We start from the raw sequence: 22,709 nt of genomic DNA on the forward strand, positions 1-22,709 counted from the left end.
TTGATCTTAAACCACGCAAGCCTGCGTTCGGGCACACCGAGCCCAAGCGAGGTGCCGAGTGGTGGGGCAAGAGCCCTTTGGTTACTTTGGGGCTTTTCCAAAGTGACCCGCCGTAAGTGCGGAACCATAAGCCGCCGTTACCGAAGCCCCGGATATGCACTCGCTCAACATCAATCACGAGCCGGCACCGCCCTGATCACCGCCCTCGGCCCAGCCCCCGGAATCGCCTTCTCCACCGACGGCAACTGCGGTGCCTGCACATCCGGCATTGCCCAACTGCGCTCCGGCTGCAAGCCTCCCTGGGCGCGGCGCATGAACTCATAGCGGTTCAGCGTGATACTGCGCCCCGCGCCACTGTCGCGAATGATGTAGGGGCGCAAAAACACCATCAGGTTGGTCTTGTTCACACTGCGCTTTTCATTGCGAAACAACGCGCCCAACCCCGGGATATCCGACAGCCACGGCACCGCGTCATTGCTCTGGCTGTAGCCGTCCTGCAACAACCCACCGAGCACCATGATCTGCCCGTCGTCCAACAGGATGCTGGTATCGATCGCCCGCTTGTTGGTCACCGTGCCCGCGTCCACCGACGCCCGCGCGTCCACGCTGCTGACTTCCTGGTAGATATCCAGCTTCACCGTGCCGCCTTCGGAAATCTGCGGGCGCACGTTGAGCTTGAGCCCCACTTCTTCGCGCTGCACGGTCTGGAACGGGTTGTTGCTGGTGCCGCCGCCGCCCGTCACATAGCTGCCGGTGACGAACGGAATGGTCTGCCCGACAAAAATGCTCGCGGCTTCGTTGTCCAGGGTCAACAGGTTCGGTGTCGACAGCACGTTGGTGCCGCCCTTGCTCTTCAAGGCGCGGGCCAGCACTTTGAGGTCGAGCACCTTGCCGATCCCGGGGATGTCGACGCTGCCATCGACCAGGCCGATATTCAGGCCCTTGGGCAGCACATCGATGCTGGTCTTGCTGGTCGACGTGCCATTCACCCCGCTGCCCCCCAGGTTCACCCCGCCAAAACCGCCCTTGCCGCCGAGGTTGCCGGCCTGCCACTGCACGCCGAACTCGCTGGCGTCGTCTTCGTTGACTTCGACGATCAGGCTTTCAATCACCACCTGGGCGCGGCGCTGGTCAAGCATGTCGATCACTTCGCGCAGGTTGCGGTACAGCGGGTCCGGCGCGGAGATCAGCAAGGTGTTGGTGGTGGCGTCGGCCTGGATCGTCACGCCGCCGGCGCTGAACGCGGTGTTCTGATCGCTGGGGCTGCTGCCGGTCGCCGGTTTGTCCTGGCTATACCCGGCCTGCACGCCGCTGCCGGTGGGCGTGCCGCTGCTGTTCTGCGCGGTGCTGTTGCCCCGGGTGCTCTGGGCATTGCCACCCATGGCACTGAGCTTGCCCCGCGCCTCGTCGCTGACGCCGGACTCGCTCTCGCCGGTGAGCAAGCCGCGCAGCGACTGCGCCAGCTTGCCGGCCTGGGCGTTGCGCAGGTAGACCACGTGCATGTTGCTCGGGTTGCTCTGGGCATTGTCGAGTTTGTAGATCAGGTTGCGCGCCAACTCGGTGCGCTCGGGGCTGCCGGAACGGATGATGATCGAGTTGGAGCGCGGGTCACCGATCACGTTGATCTTCTGGGTCTGGTCGGCGCCCTGGGTTTCCAGGAGTTCGCTGACCATGGCGGCGATGTCCACGGCGATACCGTTCTGCACCATCACCACGTCGGTGTCGATGGCGCTGGGGGTGTCGATGCCGTCGATGATCTGCGCCACCCGCGCAAGGTTTTCCGCGTAGTCGGTGATGACGATGCTGTTGTTGCCCGGGTAGGCGTTGATCGGGTTGTTCGGCGACACAATCGGGCGCAGCACCGGGATCAGGTTCACCGCGTTTTCATATTGCAGGCGAAAGGTGCGGGTCTGCATGCCGCTGCTGCCGGCGCTGTAGATCGGCCCGCCGAGCAACTTCGCATCGGCCTCCGGCACCACCTGGGCCACGCCGCCGACGTCGACCACGCTGAAGCCCTGCATGCGCAGCGCAGCCAGCAGCATGTCGTAGGCTTGATGCGCCGGCACCTGGCCTTCGCTGACCAGGGTCAGGTTGCCTTTGACTCGAGGGTCGACCAGAAACTGCTGGCCGGTGGCACGGGACAGCGCGCGCACCACCGCCTGGATATCGGCATCGACAAAATTCAACTGCACCGGCTGATCGCCCAGTGGGTTGCGCGTCTTGACCGCAGCCGGCGCGTGGCCACGGGCGCTGTTGGTCAGCGGGTGCTGGACGCGGGGCTTGGGCGCCGGCTCGCGCTGGCGCTCCAGCACACTCTCGCTGCTGCGCCGGGTGTCGGCCAGGGGCTGGCCGAGTTCGCTGTCCACCTGCAACGGCTTGGTCGGCGACGGGTTGTTGCTGCACGCGCTCAAGGCCAGTAACAGCAGCGGCGCGATCTTGCGAAAAGGCGCAGGGTTGGGGACTGACCACTTCATGAAGCTTCCTTAGCGCCAAGCGCCTGATCCATGCGAACGGTCCCGGACACAGTGCCGGCCGAGTTGTCGATAGCGTCCGCGCTACGCTGCAAGCGCGCCTCGGACACCTCCAGGGAAAACGAACGGGGATTGCCCAGTAACCAGTCCATCACCGCATCGGCCGGCGCGTTGTCGAAGCTCAGGCGCCAGGCGCCGGCATCCAGCGCCTGCAACTGGTAACGACCTTGCAGGCCGGCGCTGTCCAGGGCCTGTTGCAGCGTGGCGGCATCGGCGGGCCGCGGCGCCGCGACGCCCTGCAACAGCGCGTGCAAGGTGGCCGCCTGGGTGCGCAACTTGGGGGTTTCGGCCTGCCAATACGCGATCGTCTTCAAGGGCGGCTGAATCAGCACCAGCCAGGTCAACAGACCTGCCAGCACCAGGCCGGCGCCGCTGAGCATGCGTTGTTCGCGCAGGGCCAGGCCGCTCCAGAATGCCTGGGCCTGGCTGCGTAGACGGCGCCACTTATTCATCAGCGGCTCCCGGTTTTTCGGCGCTTTCCACCGGGCCCAACGTCCAGCCATGCTCATCGCGGGTCGCGCTAAACCCGGCCTGGGCCAGCGCCGCTTGCCCATCGCCCGGCGCCGTCGGGCTACGGCTGTCGGCCAGCAAGCCCACGTGCAAGCGGCCCTGTTCGAAGCTCAGGTTGTCGACGTTGCCGACCATGAACGGCAGGCTGCTGCCGGCCACTTGCAGCAGGCTGCCAAAGCGCTGGGCGGGGTCGGCGGCGGCGCCGGTTTGGCGGGCGGCCAACTGTTGGCGGGCCTGCTGCAAGGGGTTGAGGATCACCGGTAATTCGGGGAAGGCCTGGCGCACCTGCTGACTCAGCAGCGCCTTGAGCTGCTGGCCTTCGCCCGCCTGGCGCGCGGCGTACAGGTTCAGGCCCAGGGTCCAGACGGCAGTGGCCAGGGCGACAGCGGCCAGCGCCCTGCCCCAGCCACCGCTCGCCGGTGGGTTGAGGCGGCCGTGCAAGCCCCAGCCAGGCACGGCGCCACTCCAGCGTTGCGCCTCCGGCGCCAGCGGCACCTCCAGCCCTTGATCCAACACCTGTTGCCCGAGCGGATGCACAGCCGCTTGGTGCAGGCTATGGCGTGTCAGCAAGTAACCGTCGTGCATGGCCGCGGCGCCGAGCGGCAAGGCATACGGCGCCGGGTACAGACCGCGCAACCTGAACTGGCCCTGCACCAACACCTGGCCCAGGCGCTCCAACCCGGCCGTGGACACCCAGGCCACCTGCACGCGCCCATCGCTGTCGCGCGGGCCGTGGGCCACCTGCATCTGCTCCACCGGCCCGAGGATCAACGCCTGTGCGGCACAGGCCACGGCGGCGGCGGTTTTGGCGGCGGCCAGCGGCGGCAGCTCGAGGCTGGTCGACAGGCTGTCGGCGGGGTGCAGAAAGCACTCCACCGACGGCTTGGACCGGCCCAACTGCAGCAGGCTTTCGCCACCCTCGCTCACCACGGCGCCGCGCTCCAGCCAGGCAAATTGCACCTGGCTGTCGACTGTCAGTTGATCAAGTGGCGGCAAGCCGATCCGCAGGCGTTTCATGCGCCCACCCGCGACCAGATCACCTGGGGCCGGCGGTCTTCAGGGCGATGCAACAACGCGTCGATTGTCACCCGGCGCTGTTCACGGCGTACCTGGCCCTGCAGGCGAAACCACTCGCTGGTGATGCCCACTTGCACGCTGTCCACCGCCACTTGGGGCAGGTGCAGGCGGTTGACGAAATCGCCACGGTTGATAAACCAGCGCCCGCTGTCGCGCTCGGCCACCAATGCCTGGGCCTGGGCCAGGCTGAGTTCCGGCACCACCGCGCTGAGCACTTCGGCGCTGGCGGTGTTGCCGTTGACCCAGGTATTGCCGGGCAGCACGCCGACGAAGGTCTGCAGGCGTCGCAGCAGCAGCGGGTCGAGCCCTTCGATACCGCTCAGGTCATCCAGGCTGCGCAGCATCGGGTAGCGCGCCGGCAGCAGCGTCTTGTCGGTACGTTGATCATAGGAGGCGATCACTCGCCGGCTGATACGTCGGCTCACGGCCGGGTCGATGTCGATCAGGCGGCACAGGCGCTCGAAAGCTTGCAGTTGTTCGGCGTCGAGCCGCTGGTGATTGACCAGATTGCGCAGGTTGAACTTGCCCTGCTCGTCCTCCAGGCGCCCTTCAAACGCCCCGCCCTGGGGCCGCGCCCACGGCTGATCGAGGCGCGTCAGCACGTCCTTCTGGCGCGCCTCCCACAGCAACAGGCGGCTGTGTTCCAGGCGGCCTTGCAACAGCCACTGACCCTGAATGCGCAATTGCTCGGCCTCCACGCTGCGGGTGAATACGCTCTGGCGCGTGAGCATGGCGCCGGCGATCACCGCCACCACCGCCGCGATCAGTAACGCGCTGATAATCGCCATGCCGCGCTGCTTCGCCGCTGCGGGCGAATCCCGTTTCATCGCGCGCTTTACAGCTGCCAGGAGCCGATATCGGCATTCACGCCGTCGCCATCCGGCTGGCCGTCGGCACCCAGGGAGAACACATCGACCTCGCCGTTGGCGCCTGGGTTGAGATAGTGATAAGGATGGCCCCACGGGTCATTGGGCAGACGGTCGAGGTAGGCGCGCCAGTTGCTGTTTTTCGCATCCGCCGGGCGTTCCACCAGCACTTTGAGGCCCTGGTTCATCGTCGGGTAAGTGCCGTGGTCGAGGCGATAGAGTTTCAGCGCCTGCATCAACCCGCCGATGTCCTGTTTCGCCGCGGTGGCCCGCGCCTGGTCCGGACGGTCGAGTACCTTGGGCACCACCATCGCCGCCAGAATCCCGAGAATGACCACCACCACCATGATCTCGATCAGGGTGAAGCCACGCTGGCCGCGAGGGCCTGGCAGTGGGGATGTTAGGCGTGCGATATCCATCTCGACATTCCTTGGCTTGAGTGCATTTCGGGGCGCAGTGTTGCAAGAACACATGTCAGTCGTATTGAAAATCCTCGGGAGTTTCGGTCGCCAATCGGTCAACTGCCAGCGCTAGGCTGCGCACCTGTTTCCAGGCTTTGAGAACGCCATGCGCAGGCACCGCAACGAGCGAGGTTTTACCCTGATTGAAGTGCTGGTGGCGCTGGCGATCATCGCGGTGGCCATGGCCGCGGCCGTGCGCGTGGCCGGGCTGATGACTCAGAGCAACGGCCTGTTGCGCGACAAGTCGATGGCGATGCTGGCGGCGCAAAGCCGGCTGGCGGAGTTGCAGTTGGAGGGGCGGTTGAGCAGCGGTAAGAAGACCTTCGCGTGCGATCAGGGCCGCTTGAAACTGCGTTGCGAGCAGACCCTCAGCAACAGCCCCGACAGTCAGTTGGTGCAGGTCGATGTGCAGGTGCGGGACGCCAGCCGCGAGGCGCCGCCGTTGGCGCGCCTGGCGACGACCCTGGCCAGGCCGCAGGTCAAGGCCGAGTGAGGCGTGGCAATGCGGGCGCCTGCGGCAACGTGTCGAGCTGCACGCGCACCTTCTCGCCGCCGCGTTCGATCTCGACACCGTCACCCGCGATGGCCGTCAAGCGCACGCCGGGGCTGAGGCGCTCGCCGAGCAGAAAACTGCGCGGCGGGCCGTCGTTGAGGCTGAGGATCGCCACCGCGCCCCGCGCTCCGGCCAAGACCCCCGAGACCTTGACCTGCAATGCCGTCGGCGCCGTGGAAAACCACTGCAACGCCGGGTTATCGCTGCGCGCCGCCAACACCTCGGCGGCCACCGGCGGCGTGTGGGATTCGGCGGAAGTGAGCAGCAACGGCGTCCAGACCGCCACGCCGGCCAACGCGGCAACCACGGCCAGTGCCTGCACGCCGAGGGCGGGAGAAAAACGAAGGGCAAGTGCCATGGGTGGACCTCCTGTTTGTCCGTGGCATCAGCCTACAGGCCAATTCGCACGTTTTTATTTCATAACCTCGCCAGCTTTCCAGGTGCCGCCCCATGAAACAGCAAGGTTTTACCCTGATCGAACTGATGGTGGTGCTGGTGATCATCGGCATTGCCAGCGCCGCCATCAGCCTGACCATCAAGCCCGACCCGCTGCACCTGCTGCGCAAAGATGCCGAGCGTTTGAGTCAATTGCTGCAAGTGGCCCAGGCCGAAGCCCGCGCCGATGGGCGGCCGATCACCTGGCGCGCGGACGCCAAGGGTTTCCGCTTCAACCGTCGCAGCGATGACGGCCTCGGCGTGGAGTCATTCCAGGGCGACACCCAACTGCGCCCGCGCCTATGGGAGAGCACGCCGATGCAGGTCACGATCGAGCCCCGGCAAACCTTGGTGCTCGACGCCGAATGGATCAACCCGCCGGTGCGGGTCGAGCTGTCCGACGGGCAACACCGCCTCAGCCTGCAACGTGATGCCGCCGGTTTGATGCGCGTGGTGAGCCAGCCATGAGTGCCTCGCAGAAAGGCTTCACGCTGATTGAGGTGATGGTGGCGATCATGCTGATGGCGCTGGTCAGCCTCATCGCCTGGCGCGGCCTCGACAGCGTGACCCGTGCGGATCAGCACTTGCAGGCCAGCACGGAACAGACCGAGGCGTTGTTGCGGGCGCTGAACCAGTTGCAGCGCGATCTCAACATGCGCGCCAGCGTGGAGCTGAGCGTGCCGGCTTCTCTGCAAGCCGATAAAACCAAGCCCAGCGGGTTGGCGGCGGTGACGGTGCGCAGTTCCGACAGCAAGGGCTTTCGCCTGGACGTGATCCGCAGCGCGCCGGTCGCGGCGGATGGGCTGCAACGGGTGCGGTGGTGGCTCAAGGGCGACAGCCTGTACCGCGCAGCCGCACCGGCGCGGGATCGCTTTCCGTTGCCGGCGGCTAAGGATGGGGTGGTGGTGTTGACCGGGGTCAGTGATCTGCAGGTTCGGGTGTGGGAAGCGGACAAGGGCTGGCGGCAGTTGAGCGGGAATCGGCGGGAAGATCCGCTGGGGCTGGAGGTGAGCCTGGTGCGGCAGACGGCGCAGGGGGTGGAGCGGTATCGGCAGGTGGTGGGGCCGCTTTGGTAGGGGGTGGGTGATGGGGGCATATTCGTTTTTTTGGTAATGGCGGCTTGGGGTTTTGATGGGGGACATATCCGTTTTTTTGGTAACGGCGGCTTAGGGTTCCGCTCTTACAGCGGGTCACTTTGGAAAAGCCCCAAAGTAACCAAAGGGCTCTTGCCCCACCACTCGGCACCTCGCCTAGGCTCGGTGTGCCCGAACGCAGGCATTACTCCGCGGGCCGCCGTCACGGGCCATCCATGGCCCGGGACGGCTAAACCGGCATCCCTGCCGGTTTACCCGCTGCGTAATACCTGCGTTCGGCCAGCGTGGTTTTACGGGGCGCCTAAGATCAAGATCAAGAGCAGATCAAAAGCAGAGCAGAGCAGAGCAGAGCAGAGCAGAGCAAGGTCTATCTGATCTATGGAGATCCAAATGTGGGAGGGGGCTTGCCCCCGATAGCGGTGGATCAGTCATGCATGTAGTGGCTGACATATTGCTATCGGGGGCAAGCCCCTCCCACATTTTTGACCCGGTTCGGCTTCCAGGATCAGGTCGGCTATAAGGCCGCCTCGCTTTGGCTTTTGATCTTAGGCGAGGCACCAAGTGGTTTTACGGGGCGCCTAAGATCAAGAGCAGATCAAAAGCAGAGCAAGGTCTATCTGATCTATGGAGATCCAAATGTGGGAGGGGCTTGCCCCCGATAGCGGTGGGTCAGTCATGCATGTAGTGGCTGACATATTGCTATCGGGGGCAAGCCCCTCCCACATTTTTGACCCGGTTCGGCTTCCAGGATCAGGTCGGCTATAAGGCCGCCTCGCTTTGGCTTTTGATCTTAGGCGAGGCACCAAGTGGTTTTACGGGGCGCCTAAGATCAAGAGCAGATCAAAAGCAGATCAAAAGCAGAGCAAGGTCTATCTGATCTATGGAGATCCAAATGTGGGAGGGGGCTTGCCCCCGATAGCGGTGGATCAGTCATGCATGTAGTGGCTGACATATTGCTATCGGGGGCAAGCCCCTCCCACATTTTTGACCCGGTTCGGCTTCCAGGATCAGGTCGACTATAAGGCCGCCTCGCTTTGGCTTTTGATCTTAGGCGAGGCTCCAAGTGGTGGGGCAAGAGCCCTTTGGTTACTTTGGGGCTTTTTGTACGGACCGGAACCATAAGCCGCCGTAACCTAAATAACGGATATGTACTCAATCCAACCCAATCCAAAAAAATGCCCGGTCAACCTAACTCAACAACACCACCCCCCCCGGTAATTCCGTACACTTCGCCCCATACGCATCACGAATCAACAACGCCACCCCCGCCAACTGCTGCAAACTGAACCGCGCCTGCACCCGGCGCTGGCCCAGTTGTTTGTTCAATAACACCAACATCCCCGGCCGGTAGCGATTGATCTCGTCCACCACCGTCGCCAGCGTCGCGTTGTTGAACACCAGCACCTGCTCGCGCCAAGCCACCACCGCCTGGGCGTCCACCGTCTCCACCGCGCCGATCCCGGCGGCGCCATAGGTGAGTTGTCGGCCACTCTCCATATGCACAGTGCGTCCAGCGACATCCACCGACAGCCACCCTTCGATACAGGTGACGCACACGTTGCGATCGGTATGCCGCACATTGAACCGCGCCTGCGCCGCACTGACCCAGCCAGCGCCGGCCTGGACCTTGAGCGGCTGGGCCACGTGGGCGAGCACTTCGACTTCGCCTTCGAGTAATTCGATCCCCTGCCCCACCCGGCTGATGCGCGTCTGAGTATTGAGTTCCAGGCTCACGCCGTCGCTCAACAGTACCTGGCGCTGCTCGCCGACCGCGGTGCGATAGTCCGCGGTCAAGCCGGCCAGCCCACCCGGGGCGCCGACGCCCACCATCACCAACGCCGCCGACGCCGCTATCGCGCCGCCGAGGAAGGCTCGCCGGCCAAAATGGCGCGGGGGCTGCGCCTGTTCAACCGCCGTGCCCACTTGCCGCCATAACGTCTTGGCCTGCTCGAACGCCTGGGCATGCTCCGGGCTCTGGGCGCACCACGCTTTCAGGGCCTTGGCATCGGCTACGGTGGCGCGGCCCGAGGTCAGCAGAAGCAGCCAGTCGCGGGCTTCATCGTGCAATGGGCTGGCGGGGGTTGCCCGGGCGGTGGAGAGGCTAAAAATGTTCAAGCGCGCAAATACTCACGGATTTATCAGGGACTCAACACTAAGACGGTTTTCCGGCCCCGGGACCGAACCGCTGGATCACTTTTCTTTCCAGGCGCTTGGCACAGTGGCCCAGGGCGGCCTTGATTTCCTTTTCGACCATGCGCGTGGAAATGCCGAAACGTTGGGAAATTTCCAGGTGCGGCGCTTCTTCCAGGCGCGCGGCGATGAGGATCTTGCGACGGCGCGCCGGCAGTTCGTAGAGCGCCTTGACCAGGGACTGGATTTCTTTCTGCCCGCCCACTACCCGCGAGGGGTCCTGGGCTTCGTCGGCGCTTTGCAGCAGCTCTTCGACTTCGCTGCCGGTCAACAGCCGGGCGTCGGCTTCGCGGCGATCGGCGGCGATGTTCAAGGCCATGCGGTACAGGTAGGCATTGGGCTGCGCCAGGTTCGGCGGCATGTCCATGCGGTCGACGCGCAGGTAGGTTTCGTGCAGCACATCGTTGGCCAGGTCTTCCGAGCCCAGGCGCTTGCGCAGACGCACCTTGAACTCCTCGTAGGACGCCAGGAACAGGCTGACCATCGTGCTGTGCCCGGAATCTTTCATCCGCCCCAGGCTCCTTTCCCTGCTGTGCATTCCATGCGCGTTCCTGTTGTGTCGGGCATCAAAAGTAAAGTCACCGGCTGGCGCAGCGAGCTCGGCGCCGGGCGTTCGACCCGGGCAGCGCCCAGGCTGCGCACCAGGGCTTCATCGCGTTGTTCATCGCCGGTGGAACTGACCAACCGGCTGTATTCGATCAACCCCTGAGGGCTGACCCAGACCTGCACCAGCGCTCTGAAGCTGCCGGGGTGGGTCAACGGCGAACGGCACAGGCTGGTTTCGATCGCCTGTTGCAACGCCGCGGCATAGCTGTTGTTGATCCGTGCTGCGTTGCGTGCCGATGCACCACGGGTAACAGGAGGTTGGCTGACCGCGGGCAGTTGCAAGGTGAACGCGTCACTGCGTGCATAGCGCGCCATCAGGCCACTCCCCGTCAGCAACATCGCCAAAGCCTCCTGCGCCGTGAAGCGCCCGCGCACGCTGATGGAGCGCCGGCCCCGCGTCAGTTCACGGTCGACCAGCACCGCCATGCCGGTGGCGCGGCTGTACGCTTGCAGTGCGTGTTCCAGATCTTGTGCCGGCAGGTCCAGTATCAACAGCGGCGGCTCTGCCCTCGCCGGGGTACCCAGCGCCAGCAGCAACAGCAAGGCCAGGGCACCGATGGCGCGCCGCAAGCCCCACTGTTCACCCCCCGCTCTGCATCGCTGCACGGCCGACGTGTCCTTGAAAACCGTCATCCTGAGGCCAGTTTATGAACCTGATGTTACGGTGATAGCAAAAAAAACATCACGGTGATGGGAAACCCGCTGCACTACACTTTCAAGCCTTATCGGCCCAATTCCCCAGGCCCGCCAGGAGGCCCCATGAAGCGACTCCCCACCCTCGCCAGCCTGTTGCTGTGTACCGCGCTGCCCCTGCTCGCCCACGCCGAAACCGCCGCCAAAGGCTGCACCGAGGTGACGGTGGATGGCTATAAGTCTCCCGACTATGGCTGCCTGGGCCAGCAGATGGGCAACAACGCGGATGCGGCCAAGGCGGCGCAGAAAAACCGCGAGGCGCAGAACGTACCGGTGCAGAAGCGGCCGCCGAATCAGGTGGGACTGTCCACCCCGGCGGCGACCAGCATTCGCATGGGCAATACGTTCGGGACGTCGGTCAAACCGCAGCGGCCTTGAACCTCTGACAAGCCATCAAGGCTGAACCGCTCAACCGAGCACGCCCATACAATTCGCTTGGCTGCCCTACCCCCTAATCTCCTGACTTTCCAAAAAGGCGGGAGAGTAGGCATGTACAAAAAAGTGAGAACGGTATCGCTGGCATTGACGCTGTTGACCGGCGCCATGATGAACTGCGCCTTTGCGGCGACGCCAGCGGTCGCCGTGGCACCGCAATATGACACTAGCCATGTGTACGTCGCCCCGGCCGATGTGGACCGTTTCACCCAGAGCTTCCTCGCCACTTTCGGCGGCAGGAGCACGCCCCAGGTGGTGGTGAATGTGCTGCCGGTGCCCAGCAGCACCACCTCGCAGTTGCTGCAGACGCCTGTAGGCACGGTGTCGCTGTTTGGCTTCACCACCCCCATCCCGCATCCGTTCGGCCAGGAACGCAACGGCTATCTGGTCAAGGACATGGACGCAGCGCTCAAAGCCGCCCGGGACAACGGTGCGGCGGTGATCGTCAGCGACTTTCCCGACCCGATTGGCCGGGACGCGGTGATCCAATGGCCAGGTGGTGTGAACATGCAGCTCTACTGGCACACCAAGACCCCAGACTACGCGGCGTTCCAGACCCTACCGGAAAACCGTGTTTACCTCTCCGCCGATCGGGCCGACACGTTCATCCGGTCGTTCCTGGGCTTCTCCCATGGCAAGGTGCTGGCCGACGACAAGCACGCATCCGCGGTCGATGTGGGCCAGGTCAGCGGCACCTACCGGCGCGTCGAGATCGAGTCGCCGTTCGGACGCATGGCGGTGCTGGTCACTAACGGCCAACTGCCCTACCCGTTTGGGCATGAAACCACCGGCTACCAAGTGGCGGACCTGACCGCCACGCTCGGTAAAGCCACCGGCTCGGGTGCCAAAGTGCTGGTGCCGGCCTTCACCAGTAAAAACCGGCGCAGCGCGCTGGTTGAATTCCCGGGCGGCTATATCGCGGAAATTCACCAGCTCAATATGGCGCACTGAGCCCATGCCCATGACTCGACGCACCGGCTGGGGCCTGGCTGTGCTGTGGCCGCTGCTCGCCAGCAGCGGCCACGCAGACGAGTTGGCCACACGACCGGCGATCAAGACCAACCGCTGGCAGGAAGACTGGTCCGTACTCAGCGATCCGGCGCTGCGCACGCAGCCACTGGACAGCTTGAAGTACCTCCCGCTGTCCAGCGCCAACCCATTCACCTACCTGTCCCTCGGCGCAACATTGCGCGAGCGCTTCGAGATGAACGATGCCAGCGGTTTTGGCGTACACAATGTGGCCCGTGATAGCTACTTGCTCCAACGCTTCCAGGTCCATGCTGACCTGCACTTGAATGAAAACTGGCGTGTGTTCACCCAACTCGAAGATGTGCGGGCCTACGACAAGACCACGATCGGCGGCGCCGATCAGAACCGCGTGGACCTGCGCCTGGCCTTCGCCGAATACATCAACACCTTCGACGCCGGCACCTTCAAGAGCCGTATCGGCCGCCAGGACTTTGCCTTTGACTTGCAGCGTTTCATCTCGTCGCGGGACGGCCCGAATGTGCGGCAATCCTTTGATGCGCTGTGGGCCGACTGGGAGACCCGTCAGTGGCGCTTTATCGGCATCGCCAGCCAGCCGGTGCAGTATCAGGACGGGCGGCACTTCGACGACACATCCAACAGCGATGCGCGCTTTCATATGCTGCGGGTCGAGCGACTGGTAGGCGGCAAGAATGAACTGTCAGCCTACTACGGCGTGTATGAGCGCAGCGCCGCGCACTATCTGGATGCGGACGGCGATGAAACCCGGCATTTCGTCGACGCACGCCTGGGCGGGGCGGCCCAGGGTTTCGACTGGGACATCGAAGCCATGCTGCAAAGCGGCTCGGTAGGCCACAAGGACATTCGCGCCTGGGCCGGCGGCAGCCGCACCGGATACACCTTCGATAGCCTGGCGTGGAAACCGCGCATCGGCCTGCAATTGGATATTGCCTCGGGCGACCGTAAAGCCGGCGATGGCACCCTCGGCACTTTCAACCCGCTGTTTCCCAACGGCTACTATTTTTCCCTGGCGGGCTATACGGGCTACAGCAACCTGATTCACGTCAAGCCCTCGATCACCGTTCAGCCTGTCGACAAGCTGAGCGTGCAGACCGCCGTCGGCCTGCTCTGGCGGCAGACCACCAGCGACGCGGTCTACACCCAGCCGAACTTGCCGGTCGCCGGCACCGCAGGCCAGGGTGATCGCTGGACCGGTGCTTACGCTCAACTGCGTACCGACTATGTGTTTACGCCAAACCTCAGCGGCGCGGTTGAAGCGGTGCATTACGCAGTCGGCCGGACCTTGCGCGATGCCGGAGGCGACGACAGTAATTATTTGGGGGTAGAGCTCAAGTTCAGTTGGTGAACCCAAGCAAGCACACCCATACAAGCCCGTTGCCCGGTTTGGGGCAATAGTGATCCTGATGTTTTTCGTTCCTCAACCAAGGAGTTTTCCATGAGCACATTCGTTGCCAAAGACGGTACCCAGATCTACTTCAAGGACTGGGGCAACGGTAAACCCGTGTTGTTCAGCCATGGCTGGCCGCTGGATGCCGACATGTGGGAATACCAGATGGAATACCTGAGCAGCCGCGGCTTTCGCACCATCGCGTTTGACCGCCGGGGTTTCGGGCGCTCGGATCAGCCGTGGAGCGGTAACGACTACAACACCTTTGCCGACGATATCGCCCAACTGATCGAACACCTGGACCTCAAGGACGTAACCCTGGTCGGCTTTTCCATGGGTGGCGGCGACGTCGCGCGCTACATCGCCCGCCACGGCAGTGCCCGTGTCGCCGGCCTGGTGCTGCTGGGCGCGGTGACGCCGCTGTTCGGTCAGAAACCGGACTACCCGCAGGGTGTGCCCACCGATGTGTTCGACGGTATCAAGGCCGGCCTGCTGAAGGATCGGGCGCAGTTCATTGCTGATTTCAACCTGCCGTTCTTCGGCATCAACAAAGGTCAGAAAGTCTCCGACGGCGTACTGACGCAAACCCTGCAGATCGCCCTGCTGGCATCGCTCAAGTCGACCGTGGATTGCGTCACCGCCTTCTCCGAGACCGACTTCCGCCCGGACATGGCCAGGATCGACGTGCCGACCCTGGTGATCCACGGCAATGGCGACCAGATCGTACCGTTCGAAACCACCGGCAAGGTAGCGGCCGAGATGATCAAGGGTGCCGAGCTGAAGGTCTACAAAGACGCGCCGCACGGGTTTGCAGTGACCCACGCCCAGGCATTGAACGAAGACCTGCTGGCGTTCCTGAACCGCTGAACCGCTTAGACCCCCTCTCCTTATTTGGCCGGGCTTGCCCGGCCTTTTTTTGCTCAGGCAAAACGCTGACCGAGGGTGAAGCGACCCGGCCCGGCGATCAGCACGCTGGTGAAAATGATCAACAGCAGCCAGCCGAACTGCCCTTCCAGCAACGTCCACTCCGGGTGCACCACCAGCATCGCGATCAACAGCACCGCGAGGATCGGCAGGCAGGCCAGGCGCACCAGCACCCCGGCGATGATCAACAGCGGGCACAGCACTTCGGCGCCAATCGCCAGCAGCAACGTGACGTGGGCGCCGAGGTGAAACGGGTCTTCGATCAGTTTCAATTGCTCGCTGTAATTGAGCAGTTTGGGCATGCCATGCACCCAACACAGGAACAGCGCGCCGCTGACCCGCAGAAACAGCAGACCCACATCCTGATTTCTTGATTCGTTCATAAGCGAGCTGTCCGTGAGATGACTGCCGCCGATTGTGTGCACAAAGATGCCGGCGAGCTTGCAAGCGTGTGCTGACCTCACTCCCCGGTGCCGGCAAACCCCGCGACGATTTCATCGATCACCACCCGCACCCGCGCGGTGTGGCGCAGGTCGGCGTGGGTCACCAGCCAGACGTCGTAAGGCATCGGCCGAGTGCGCTCCGGCCAGAGACGCACCAGCCCGTCGCGTTCGCCGGTACACACCGGCATCTCACCGATACCGATGCCGGCGGCAATGGAACGGCGCACCAGCAGGCCGGAGCTCAGGGTGGCCGCGATGCGGCCGCGGCCCAGGGGTTCGCAGACCAGGGTCATGTCCTTCTGGCTCTGCAGATAGGCGTGGTACACCACCAGATCATGGCCTTCGAACAGGCTGCCGGGCTCCGGTGCGCCGTGGCGGTCGATATAAGCCTGGGAGGCAAACAACCCAACCGGCCAACGTGCGATACGCCGCGCGATCAGGTCAGGGCTGTCCGGGCGCATGTTACGCACGGCGATGTCGGTTTCGCGCTTGGCCAGGCTGAGAAACTGGGTGGACGCGTCCAGATGCACGCGCACGTCGGGGTGCTGCTCGTGCAGGCGGGCAATCGCCGGGATCAGGAAATCGATGGCCAACGAGTCGGTGGTACTGACCCGCACGGTGCCGGTCAGGCGTTCGTCCAAGCCTTGTATCTGGCGCTCCAGGTCGAGGGCCGAGCGCTCCATTTTTTCCACGCTGCGCAGGGCGGCTTCGCCGACGGCGGTCAGCGCGTAGCCTTCGGAGGTGCGCAGGAACAGGGTGGCGCTCAAGGACTTTTCCAGCGCGTTGATCCGTCGGCCGACGGTGGCCTGGTCAACCCCCAGCACCCGCGCCGCGCCACGTAAGGTCGACTCGCGGCATACCGCCAGGAAGACCCGTGCATCGTCCCAATTCATGCCCTCTCCTTATGCTGCATATATGCATCGATGCGCCGCATACTCGCAGCGTTATTGCATCATGCAACGGGGCTATGCTGAGCGCCAGAGAAAACCCTCAGGACCGCCGTCATGCCCGACACTCACACCCCGCCCCACCGCGCACTGTGGTTACCGATCTTCGCCGGCCTGTGCGCCAGCCTGGTCAGCATCGGCCTGGCGCGCTTCGCCTATACCCCGCTGATCCCCTCGCTGATCCAGGCTCACTGGTTTGCCGCCAGTGACGTGGTGTACCTCGGCGCCGCCAACCTGGTGGGCTACCTGGTCGGCGCACTGATCGGACGGCCCCTCGCCCGGCGCACCTCGAACACGGCCGCCTTGCGGCTGATGATGGTGGCCGTGACCCTGGCGTTCTTTGCCTGTGGCTTTCCCTTGTCGTTGCTCTGGTTCTTCGCCTGGCGCCTGCTGTCGGGCATCGCCGGGGGCGCGATCATGGTGCTGGTGGCGGCGACGGTGTTGCCCCACGTACCCACGGCGCGTCGGGGCCTGGCCAGCGGCGCGATCTTCCTCGGCATCGGCCTGGGCATTGCAGGCTCCGGGACGATTGTGCCGCCGTTGTTGAGCCTGGGTTTGCAACAGACGTGGTTCGGCCTGGGCCTGTTGGCGCTGGTATTGACGGCAGCGAGCTGGTTCGGCTGGCCTTCGGGCACCCTGCATGAAGCGGCACCGCAAGCCAACGCATCCGTCGCGACCCCGCCGGGCGTATACCTGCTGTTTGGGCAATACGCGTTCATGGCCGCCGGGCTGGTGCCGGCCATGGTGTTCCTGGTGGACTACGTCGCCCGTGGCCTGGGGGCCGGGCCGCACGTCGGGGCGATGATCTGGGTAATGTACGGCCTGGGGGCGATTGTCGGCCCGGTCACGTATGGATTTCTCGCCGACAAGCTCGGTGCGCGCCTGAGCATCCGCCTGGTGCTGGCGGTACAGGCGATTACGGTCGGCCTGCTGCCGGTCTCCAGTTCGTTCACCGCGTTGGCGCTGCTGGCGGTGATCCTCGGTTCGTTCCCGCCGGGTATCGTGCCGCTGGCATTGGCGCGGGTTCACGAGCTGGTGCCCAACCATCACCATCAACAGCTCGCCTGGAGCCGCGCAACGGTATCTTTCGCCACGTTCCAGGCGCTGGCAGGCTTTGCCTACTCGGCGCTGTTCAACGGCAGCGGCGGCCAGCATGCCCTGTTGTTCATGATCGCGGCCGGGGCCATCGTGGTCGCGCTGCTGCTGGAACTGGGCATGATCCTGCTGAACCGCCGCCCGTCAGAGGCGGTCCCAACCCATACGCTCATCGCCACAGGAACTCTCGAATGACGCTCCCGCACGAAATGACCCTGATCGAAATCACCCAGCCCGGCGGCCCCGACGTCCTGCAACCGCGGCGGGTCGCCGTACCGGTGGCGGGCCCCGGCGAGATCCTGATCCGTGTGCAGGCGGCCGGGGTCAATCGCCCGGACGCCTTGCAACGCGCCGGCAAATACCCGCTGAAACCCGGCATGAGCCTGATTCCGGGGCTGGAAGTGGCCGGTGAAGTGGTGGCGCTCGGCGACGGCGTCAGCGCATACGCCATTGGCGACAAGGTGTGTGCCCTGACCAATGGCGGCGGCTATGCCCAGTTTTGCGCGGTGCCCGCCAGCCAGGCGTTGCCGATCCCCGAGGGCATGGACTGGATTCAAGCCGCCGCCGTGCCGGAAACGTTCTTCACGGTGTGGTCCAACCTGTTCGGCCTCGCTGGCGCGCATAAAGGCCAGCGCGTGTTGATCCACGGCGGCACCAGTGGCATCGGCACCACCGCGCTGATGCTCTGCCGCGAGTTCGGTATCGAGGCCTTCGCCACCGCCGGCAGCGCCGACAAATGCGCCGCCATCGCCAAGCTGGGCGCCGAACCGATCAACTACCGCGAGCAGGACTTCGCCGACGTCATCGCGCAGAAGACCGCCGATCAGGGGGTTGATGTAATCCTCGACATCATGGGGGCCTCGTACCTGAACAATAACCTCAAGGCCCTGGCCATGGATGGTCACCTGGTCATGCTCGGCTTTCTCGGCGGCGGCAAGGCGCATGACGTCGACCTGCTGACCATCCTCGGCAAACGCGCGGTGATAACCGGTTCACTGTTGCGCCCCCGCACCCGCGAGGAAAAGGCCGTGATCGCCGAACAGTTGCGCGAACAGGTATGGCCTGTGCTGGCCGCCGGGCGTTGCCTGCCGATCATCGACAAGGTCTACGCCTACACCGACGCCGCCCAGGCCCATGCCAGGATGGAAGGTGGGGATCATATCGGCAAGATTGTGTTGCAGGTGGCGTGACGCCTGATGCCGTCACTGTCGGGCCTTGGCAGGGCCCGACAGCTCGCACAAGAAATGACCTATTGGGCATGCACCGGGTAATCGATATAGCCCACTTCATTGCCACCATACATCCCCTCCGCCCGCAGCGGATTCAACGGCCAGCCATTGAAGAGCCGTTGCGGTAAGTCCGGGTTGGCAATGAAGGGCCGCCCGAACGCAATCAGGTCGGCCAACCCCGCGTCGACCAACCGCGCACCGCGCTCGGCGGTGTAACGCCCGGCGTAGATAATCCGCCCGGTGAAGGTGTCACGCACGGCCTGACGGAACGTGTCGGGCAGGTCGGGGGCGTTGTCCCAGTCGGCTTCGGCAATCGAGACATAGGCGATGCCCGCCGCTTGCAGCACCTTGATCGCTTCCAGGTAGGTGTGGTGCGGGTCGTCTTCCACCAGGCCGATGTACACGCGGTCCTCGTCGGTGCCGCTGAACAACGGCGAAAAGCGCACGCCCAGGCGCTGCGGGCCGACCACCTGGCTCACAGCCTCGACAATCTCCCGCAAAAAACGCAGACGGTTGTGCAGCGAACCACCGTACTCATCGTCGCGCTGGTTGGCGTGGGCCGAGATGAACTGGTTGACCAGGTAACCGTTGGCCGCATGGATCTCCACCCCGTCAAACCCGGCGTCCAACGCATTGCGTGCCGCCTGTGCGTAGTGCCCGACCAATGCCTTGACCTCAAGGGTGGTCAAGGCACGGGGCACGGGCGGTTGGACCAGTTCACCCTGGCCAGGCCCGGTGGCGATGAACGCCTTCGCCTGTTCGGCCTGCAGCGCGGACGGTGCGACGGGCGCGGCGCCGTCAGGCTGCAACGCATTGTGGGACACCCGGCCCACATGCCAGAGCTGGGCGAAGATCACCCCGCCTTCGGCATGCACCGCGTCGGTGACGGTGCGCCAACCGTCGATCTGCGCCGGGGTGTAGATGCCCGGCGTCCAGGCGTAACCCTGGCCACGCGGCTCGATCTGGGTACCCTCGCTGACCATGAAACCGGCCGAGGCGCGTTGACGGTAATACTCGGCCATCAGCTCGGTGGCGACATCGCCGGGTTGCGCGCTGCGTTGACGCGTCAGCGGTGGCAGGACGACGCGGTTGGCCAAGGTGTGATGCCCGAGTTTTATCGGGGTACTTAAAACACTGTGGGTCATTTGAAAGATTCCAAATTCAGGACGAGCGAAACCGTTGGCGGCTCTTGAGAGCCGCCAATCCATGCAGGTTTAAAACCGTTGATTAACTTATGCGGTGAGCTTCAGCAGGGCCTTGGCAACAGCGCTGGAACTGGCAGGGTTCTGCCCGGTGACCAGCAAACCGTCTTCAAGCACAAAGGCTTGCCAATCGGCGCCCTTCTCATACTTGCCGCCCAGTGCCTTGAAATCGTTTTCGATCAGGAACGGCACCACATCGGTCAGGCCGACCGCGGCTTCTTCCGCGTTGGAGAAGCCAGTGACGCGACGGCCCTTGACCAGCGGCTCACCATTGACCGCCTTGACGTGGCGCAAGGCGCCCGGTGCGTGGCAGACAAAACCGATGGGCTTGCCGGCCCGCTCGAACGCCTCGATCAGGGCGATGGACACCGGCGACTCCGCCAGGTCCCACAGTGGGCCGTGGCCACCCGGATAGAACACGGTGTCGAAGTCGGCGGTGTTGATCGTGTCCAGCTTGACGGTGTTGGCCAGGGCCTGCTGCGCGGCCGGGTCGGCGGCAAAGCGGCGGGTCTGTTCGGTCTGCGCATCCGCTTGATCGCTCGCCGGGTCCAGTGGCGGCTGGCCGCCGGCCGGGGACGCTAGCACCACATCGGCGCCGGCGTCCTTGAACACGTAGTACGGTGCGGCAAATTCTTCGAGCCAGAAACCGGTCTTGCGCCCGGTATCGCCCAGCTGGTCGTGAGAGGTCAGTACCATTAATACTTTCATGTTCCAGTGCCTCGATAGGGTTAAGGTCAGTGTGTGTCAGGGCAACCCAACAGCTGTCGGGTCAGCAGCAGCGCCTGATCAAACGGCGCGGATGTACGGGTGATCTTGCTCATGACGCTGCTCCCCAGCCACAACGCATACAGGCTCCGGGCCAGGCTTTGCGGGGCTTGCGCCACGGTCAGCGAACCGTCTTCGACGCCGCACCCGATCGCGCCGGCAAGCAAGGCGATGGTCCTCGATGTGCCGCGATCCAGGGCCAAGCGCATGGGTTCTGAAAGGTCTGACACTTCGGCACCGAGTTTGACGGCAAGGCATTTGCCCGCGTCGGTGCAGCCGGTCTGGTTGTCGATCCAGCCTTGCCAGTAGCGCATCAACTTGGCGCGCGGGGACAACCCGGGCTGCTCGAACAGTTGCGTCATGCCCTCTACGTAGTGATCGAAGTAGTGGTCGAGCAATACCACACCGAATGCATCTTTGGAGTGGAAGTAGTGATAGAACGACCCTTTGGGCACATCGGCGGCTTGCAGGATTTCGTTCAACCCCACCGCAGAAAACCCTTTGGCGCCGACAATCGATTGCGCCGCGTCGAGAATGGTCTGCCGTGGACGTTTGCTGGCGCTGTGCATGCTTCACTCCGTCCGATTAGACCAGTCGTCTAGTGCATGGGGTGAATGTTAGGAGCCGGGCCGGGCGCCCACAATGTCATATCCGCAAGGATTGCGGACATGCGCCGAACCCGGTTGCCGTTTTCCCGGCACGCGCCGACAATCGCCCCTCCCGCCCGCGTTGGAGTATGGCGATGCATAGCGTTGCGCTGATGGTTTACCCGAACTTCCAGTCCCTGAGCCTCAGCCTGGGCTCGGTGTTCGAGTGCGCGAACCTGCTGCGCGGCGAGCCGGCCTACGAGTTTCACCTGGTGTCGGAAAGCGGCGGCGCGGTGATGACGTCCCAGGGGTTCTCGGTGAACACCACGCCGATCCGGCCGCAGGGCTATGACACCCTGATCGTCAGCGGTTACCTGGAATTTCGCCTGCCGGAGGCCAACCTGCTGGCGCTGGTCAAGGCCGCGTCCGCTCAATCGCGGCGTGTCGCCTCGCTGTGCATGGGCATCTTCGTGCTGGCCGAGGCCGGGTTATTGGCGGGCAAGCGCACCACCACTCACTGGATTCACGCACCGGCGTTTCGCAAGCGCTACCCGGATATTCAGTTGGAAGAAGACAAACTGTTCATCGTCGACGGCCAGATCTGGACCGGCGCCGGCATGAGCGCCGGGGTCGACCTGGCGCTGGCAATGGTGGAGAACGACCTGGGCAGCGACCTCGCCCGGCGTATCGCGCGCAAGCTGGTGATTGCCCAGCGCCGGGGCAGCGAACAGTCGCAGTTATCGGCGTTGCTGGAATTGGACCCCAAATCCGACCGCATCCAACTGGCCCTGGCCTATGCCCGCGAGAACCTGACCCACGACCTGTCGGTGGAAGCCCTGGCCGATGTCGCCCGGCTCAGCCCGCGCCAGTTCAGCCGGGTGTTTCGCGAAGAAACCGGGCAGACACCGGCCAAGGCCATCGAATCGCTGCGGGTGGAAGCGGCGCGGGCGATGATGGAAACCAGCCGCCACCCGGTCGAGGTGGTCGCCCGCGAAACCGGCTTCGGCGACCGCGAGCGCATGCGCCAGGCGTTTCTGCGTGCCTTCGGGCAGCCGCCCCAGGCCATGCAGCAGGCTTTTTTCAACGAGCGCAGCGTTTAGTGCAACGACGCCCGCGTGATCAGGTAACTGGTCAGTTGCGGATCATCGTCCAGCTCGAGGGTCTGCACCGGGCGTGGCAGGTTATCCAGCACGGTGCGCCAGAACGCCTGGGACACTTCATCCTGGTCATAGAAACGCACCAGCCAGTTGGCCGCGCCGCTGCATAGCACCTGGGTGGCGATCGCGCTGCCGATGCCCTTGCGCCGGTAGCGCTTGAGGATGAACAGGTCGGCCAGTTCCAGGGCATCGATGCCCGGCAATTCACTGCCTTCGATCAGCAGGAAGCCGGCGATATAACCGTCGACCAGCAGCAGGTTGGCGCTCCACTGCGGGTCGTGCCAATAGCGGTTCAGGTGTTCGTCATGGATGTAGAAACGGCCGTCCGCCTCGACATCTTCCTGCTCCCAGTCCGAGGATTCATAGGCGTAGTACTGGTACAGGTTGCGGATCAGCTCGGACGCTTCCGGGCCGGTCTGGATCAATTCGACGGTGGTTTCAGGCATGAGGCTCTCGGTGAAAAAACGCAGGGCGCCATTGTTCACAAAACGCTGCCCCAGTCCAATAGCGGCAT

General features: G+C 64.1%; 25 protein-coding genes. 10 read left to right on the forward strand and 15 right to left on the reverse strand.

Features of this window, described 5'->3' with window-relative positions; all coding sequences use genetic code 11:
• Nucleotides 1-170 precede the first annotated feature (170 nt).
• From gspD to gspG, 5 genes are read right to left on the reverse strand one after another with little or no spacing between them, the layout of a single operon-like run.
• Entirely contained in the window at nt 171-2,474 is a 2,304-nt protein-coding gene (gspD, locus tag RGV59_RS23890; RefSeq protein WP_126586933.1) for a type II secretion system secretin GspD, read from the reverse strand.
• On the reverse strand, nt 2,471-2,983 hold the full coding sequence (gene gspM, locus RGV59_RS23895) for a type II secretion system protein GspM (protein ID WP_017849138.1): 513 nt from the start codon (nt 2,981-2,983) through the stop codon (nt 2,471-2,473). The genes gspD and gspM overlap by 4 nt, the downstream gene beginning before the upstream one ends.
• Entirely contained in the window at nt 2,976-4,058 is a 1,083-nt protein-coding gene (gene gspL, locus RGV59_RS23900) for a type II secretion system protein GspL (protein ID WP_126586935.1), read from the reverse strand. Before gspL ends, gspM begins: the two co-directional genes overlap by 8 nt.
• Nucleotides 4,055-4,945, reverse strand: coding sequence for a type II secretion system minor pseudopilin GspK (gspK, locus tag RGV59_RS23905; RefSeq protein ID WP_161493727.1), 891 nt, complete (start codon nt 4,943-4,945; stop codon nt 4,055-4,057). The genes gspL and gspK overlap by 4 nt, the downstream gene beginning before the upstream one ends.
• Nucleotides 4,946-4,953: 8 nt before the next feature.
• Nucleotides 4,954-5,403, reverse strand: a complete 450-nt coding sequence (gene gspG, locus RGV59_RS23910) for a type II secretion system major pseudopilin GspG (protein ID WP_017849135.1) — start codon at nt 5,401-5,403, stop codon at nt 4,954-4,956.
• Nucleotides 5,404-5,551: 148 nt separating this feature from the next.
• Here gspG and gspI point away from each other — a divergent pair, with 148 nt between their 5' ends.
• Nucleotides 5,552-5,938 (forward strand): type II secretion system minor pseudopilin GspI, encoded by a 387-nt coding sequence (gene gspI, locus RGV59_RS23915; RefSeq protein ID WP_017849134.1) that lies wholly within the window; start codon nt 5,552-5,554, stop codon nt 5,936-5,938.
• Here gspI and RGV59_RS23920 read toward each other — a convergent pair.
• Complete coding sequence (locus RGV59_RS23920; protein ID WP_046489241.1) at nt 5,925-6,356, reverse strand: type II secretion system protein N; 432 nt, start codon at nt 6,354-6,356, stop codon at nt 5,925-5,927. The two genes, gspI and RGV59_RS23920, sit on opposite strands and share 14 nt — an antisense overlap.
• 92 nt (nt 6,357-6,448) lie before the next feature.
• On the opposite strand from RGV59_RS23920, the gene gspH reads away from it, so the two are divergent.
• A complete protein-coding gene (gspH, locus tag RGV59_RS23925; protein ID WP_046383040.1) occupies nt 6,449-6,901 on the forward strand; it encodes a type II secretion system minor pseudopilin GspH in 453 nt (150 codons plus the stop codon).
• Nucleotides 6,898-7,509 (forward strand): type II secretion system protein GspJ, encoded by a 612-nt coding sequence (locus RGV59_RS23930; RefSeq protein ID WP_046383039.1) that lies wholly within the window; start codon nt 6,898-6,900, stop codon nt 7,507-7,509. Before gspH ends, RGV59_RS23930 begins: the two co-directional genes overlap by 4 nt.
• Nucleotides 7,510-8,715: 1,206 nt before the next feature.
• Here RGV59_RS23930 and RGV59_RS23935 read toward each other — a convergent pair.
• From RGV59_RS23935 to RGV59_RS23945, 3 genes are read right to left on the reverse strand one after another with little or no spacing between them, the layout of a single operon-like run.
• Complete coding sequence (locus RGV59_RS23935; protein ID WP_017846681.1) at nt 8,716-9,642, reverse strand: FecR family protein; 927 nt, start codon at nt 9,640-9,642, stop codon at nt 8,716-8,718.
• Nucleotides 9,643-9,679: 37 nt separating this feature from the next.
• Nucleotides 9,680-10,225, reverse strand: coding sequence for an RNA polymerase sigma factor (locus RGV59_RS23940; RefSeq protein ID WP_017846682.1), 546 nt, complete (start codon nt 10,223-10,225; stop codon nt 9,680-9,682).
• A complete protein-coding gene (locus tag RGV59_RS23945; protein WP_026139985.1) occupies nt 10,222-10,866 on the reverse strand; it encodes a secretin and TonB N-terminal domain-containing protein in 645 nt (214 codons plus the stop codon). The genes RGV59_RS23940 and RGV59_RS23945 overlap by 4 nt, the downstream gene beginning before the upstream one ends.
• A gap of 216 nt (nt 10,867-11,082) precedes the next feature.
• On the opposite strand from RGV59_RS23945, the gene RGV59_RS23950 reads away from it, so the two are divergent.
• The 4 genes from RGV59_RS23950 (at nt 11,083) to RGV59_RS23965 (ending at nt 14,713) form a co-directional block, all read left to right on the forward strand.
• Nucleotides 11,083-11,394, forward strand: a complete 312-nt coding sequence (locus RGV59_RS23950) for a hypothetical protein (RefSeq protein ID WP_017846684.1) — start codon at nt 11,083-11,085, stop codon at nt 11,392-11,394.
• A 111-nt stretch (nt 11,395-11,505) separates the two neighbouring features.
• A complete protein-coding gene (locus RGV59_RS23955) occupies nt 11,506-12,402 on the forward strand; it encodes a VOC family protein (RefSeq protein ID WP_126587232.1) in 897 nt (298 codons plus the stop codon).
• Nucleotides 12,403-12,412: 10 nt separating this feature from the next.
• Nucleotides 12,413-13,804, forward strand: a complete 1,392-nt coding sequence (locus RGV59_RS23960; RefSeq protein ID WP_026139986.1) for an alginate export family protein — start codon at nt 12,413-12,415, stop codon at nt 13,802-13,804.
• A gap of 90 nt (nt 13,805-13,894) precedes the next feature.
• Entirely contained in the window at nt 13,895-14,713 is an 819-nt protein-coding gene (locus RGV59_RS23965; RefSeq protein WP_126587231.1) for an alpha/beta fold hydrolase, read from the forward strand.
• 53 nt (nt 14,714-14,766) lie between these two features.
• Here the strand turns inward: RGV59_RS23965 and RGV59_RS23970 are convergent, their stop codons facing one another.
• Together RGV59_RS23970 and RGV59_RS23975 are read right to left on the reverse strand one after the other, a co-directional pair.
• Nucleotides 14,767-15,153, reverse strand: a complete 387-nt coding sequence (locus RGV59_RS23970) for a DoxX family protein (RefSeq protein ID WP_026139987.1) — start codon at nt 15,151-15,153, stop codon at nt 14,767-14,769.
• Nucleotides 15,154-15,230: 77 nt separating this feature from the next.
• Complete coding sequence (locus RGV59_RS23975) at nt 15,231-16,106, reverse strand: LysR family transcriptional regulator (protein WP_102618858.1); 876 nt, start codon at nt 16,104-16,106, stop codon at nt 15,231-15,233.
• Between the two features lie 111 nt (nt 16,107-16,217).
• On the opposite strand from RGV59_RS23975, the gene RGV59_RS23980 reads away from it, so the two are divergent.
• Entirely contained in the window at nt 16,218-17,450 is a 1,233-nt protein-coding gene (locus RGV59_RS23980) for a YbfB/YjiJ family MFS transporter (protein ID WP_126587230.1), read from the forward strand.
• A complete protein-coding gene (locus RGV59_RS23985; RefSeq protein ID WP_046487195.1) occupies nt 17,447-18,445 on the forward strand; it encodes an NAD(P)H-quinone oxidoreductase in 999 nt (332 codons plus the stop codon). Before RGV59_RS23980 ends, RGV59_RS23985 begins: the two co-directional genes overlap by 4 nt.
• Nucleotides 18,446-18,504: 59 nt before the next feature.
• Here the strand turns inward: RGV59_RS23985 and RGV59_RS23990 are convergent, their stop codons facing one another.
• The 3 genes from RGV59_RS23990 to RGV59_RS24000 form a co-directional block, all read right to left on the reverse strand.
• Entirely contained in the window at nt 18,505-19,629 is a 1,125-nt protein-coding gene (locus tag RGV59_RS23990; protein WP_126587229.1) for an alkene reductase, read from the reverse strand.
• A gap of 87 nt (nt 19,630-19,716) precedes the next feature.
• Complete coding sequence (locus RGV59_RS23995; protein WP_126587228.1) at nt 19,717-20,394, reverse strand: type 1 glutamine amidotransferase domain-containing protein; 678 nt, start codon at nt 20,392-20,394, stop codon at nt 19,717-19,719.
• A 26-nt stretch (nt 20,395-20,420) separates the two neighbouring features.
• Complete coding sequence (locus tag RGV59_RS24000; protein ID WP_079444155.1) at nt 20,421-21,020, reverse strand: TetR/AcrR family transcriptional regulator; 600 nt, start codon at nt 21,018-21,020, stop codon at nt 20,421-20,423.
• Nucleotides 21,021-21,193: 173 nt separating this feature from the next.
• Between RGV59_RS24000 and RGV59_RS24005 the strand changes: the two genes are divergently transcribed.
• The gene (locus RGV59_RS24005) at nt 21,194-22,138 is read left to right on the forward strand and encodes a GlxA family transcriptional regulator (protein WP_046487182.1); all 945 of its coding nucleotides are present in this window, start codon (nt 21,194-21,196) and stop codon (nt 22,136-22,138) included.
• Here the strand turns inward: RGV59_RS24005 and RGV59_RS24010 are convergent.
• Complete coding sequence (locus RGV59_RS24010; RefSeq protein ID WP_026139989.1) at nt 22,135-22,641, reverse strand: GNAT family N-acetyltransferase; 507 nt, start codon at nt 22,639-22,641, stop codon at nt 22,135-22,137. The genes RGV59_RS24005 and RGV59_RS24010 overlap by 4 nt on opposite strands.
• Nucleotides 22,642-22,709 lie beyond the last annotated feature (68 nt).

Source organism: Pseudomonas sp. FG1 (assembly GCF_034313875.1).
Classification (GTDB): domain Bacteria; phylum Pseudomonadota; class Gammaproteobacteria; order Pseudomonadales; family Pseudomonadaceae; genus Aquipseudomonas; species Aquipseudomonas veronii.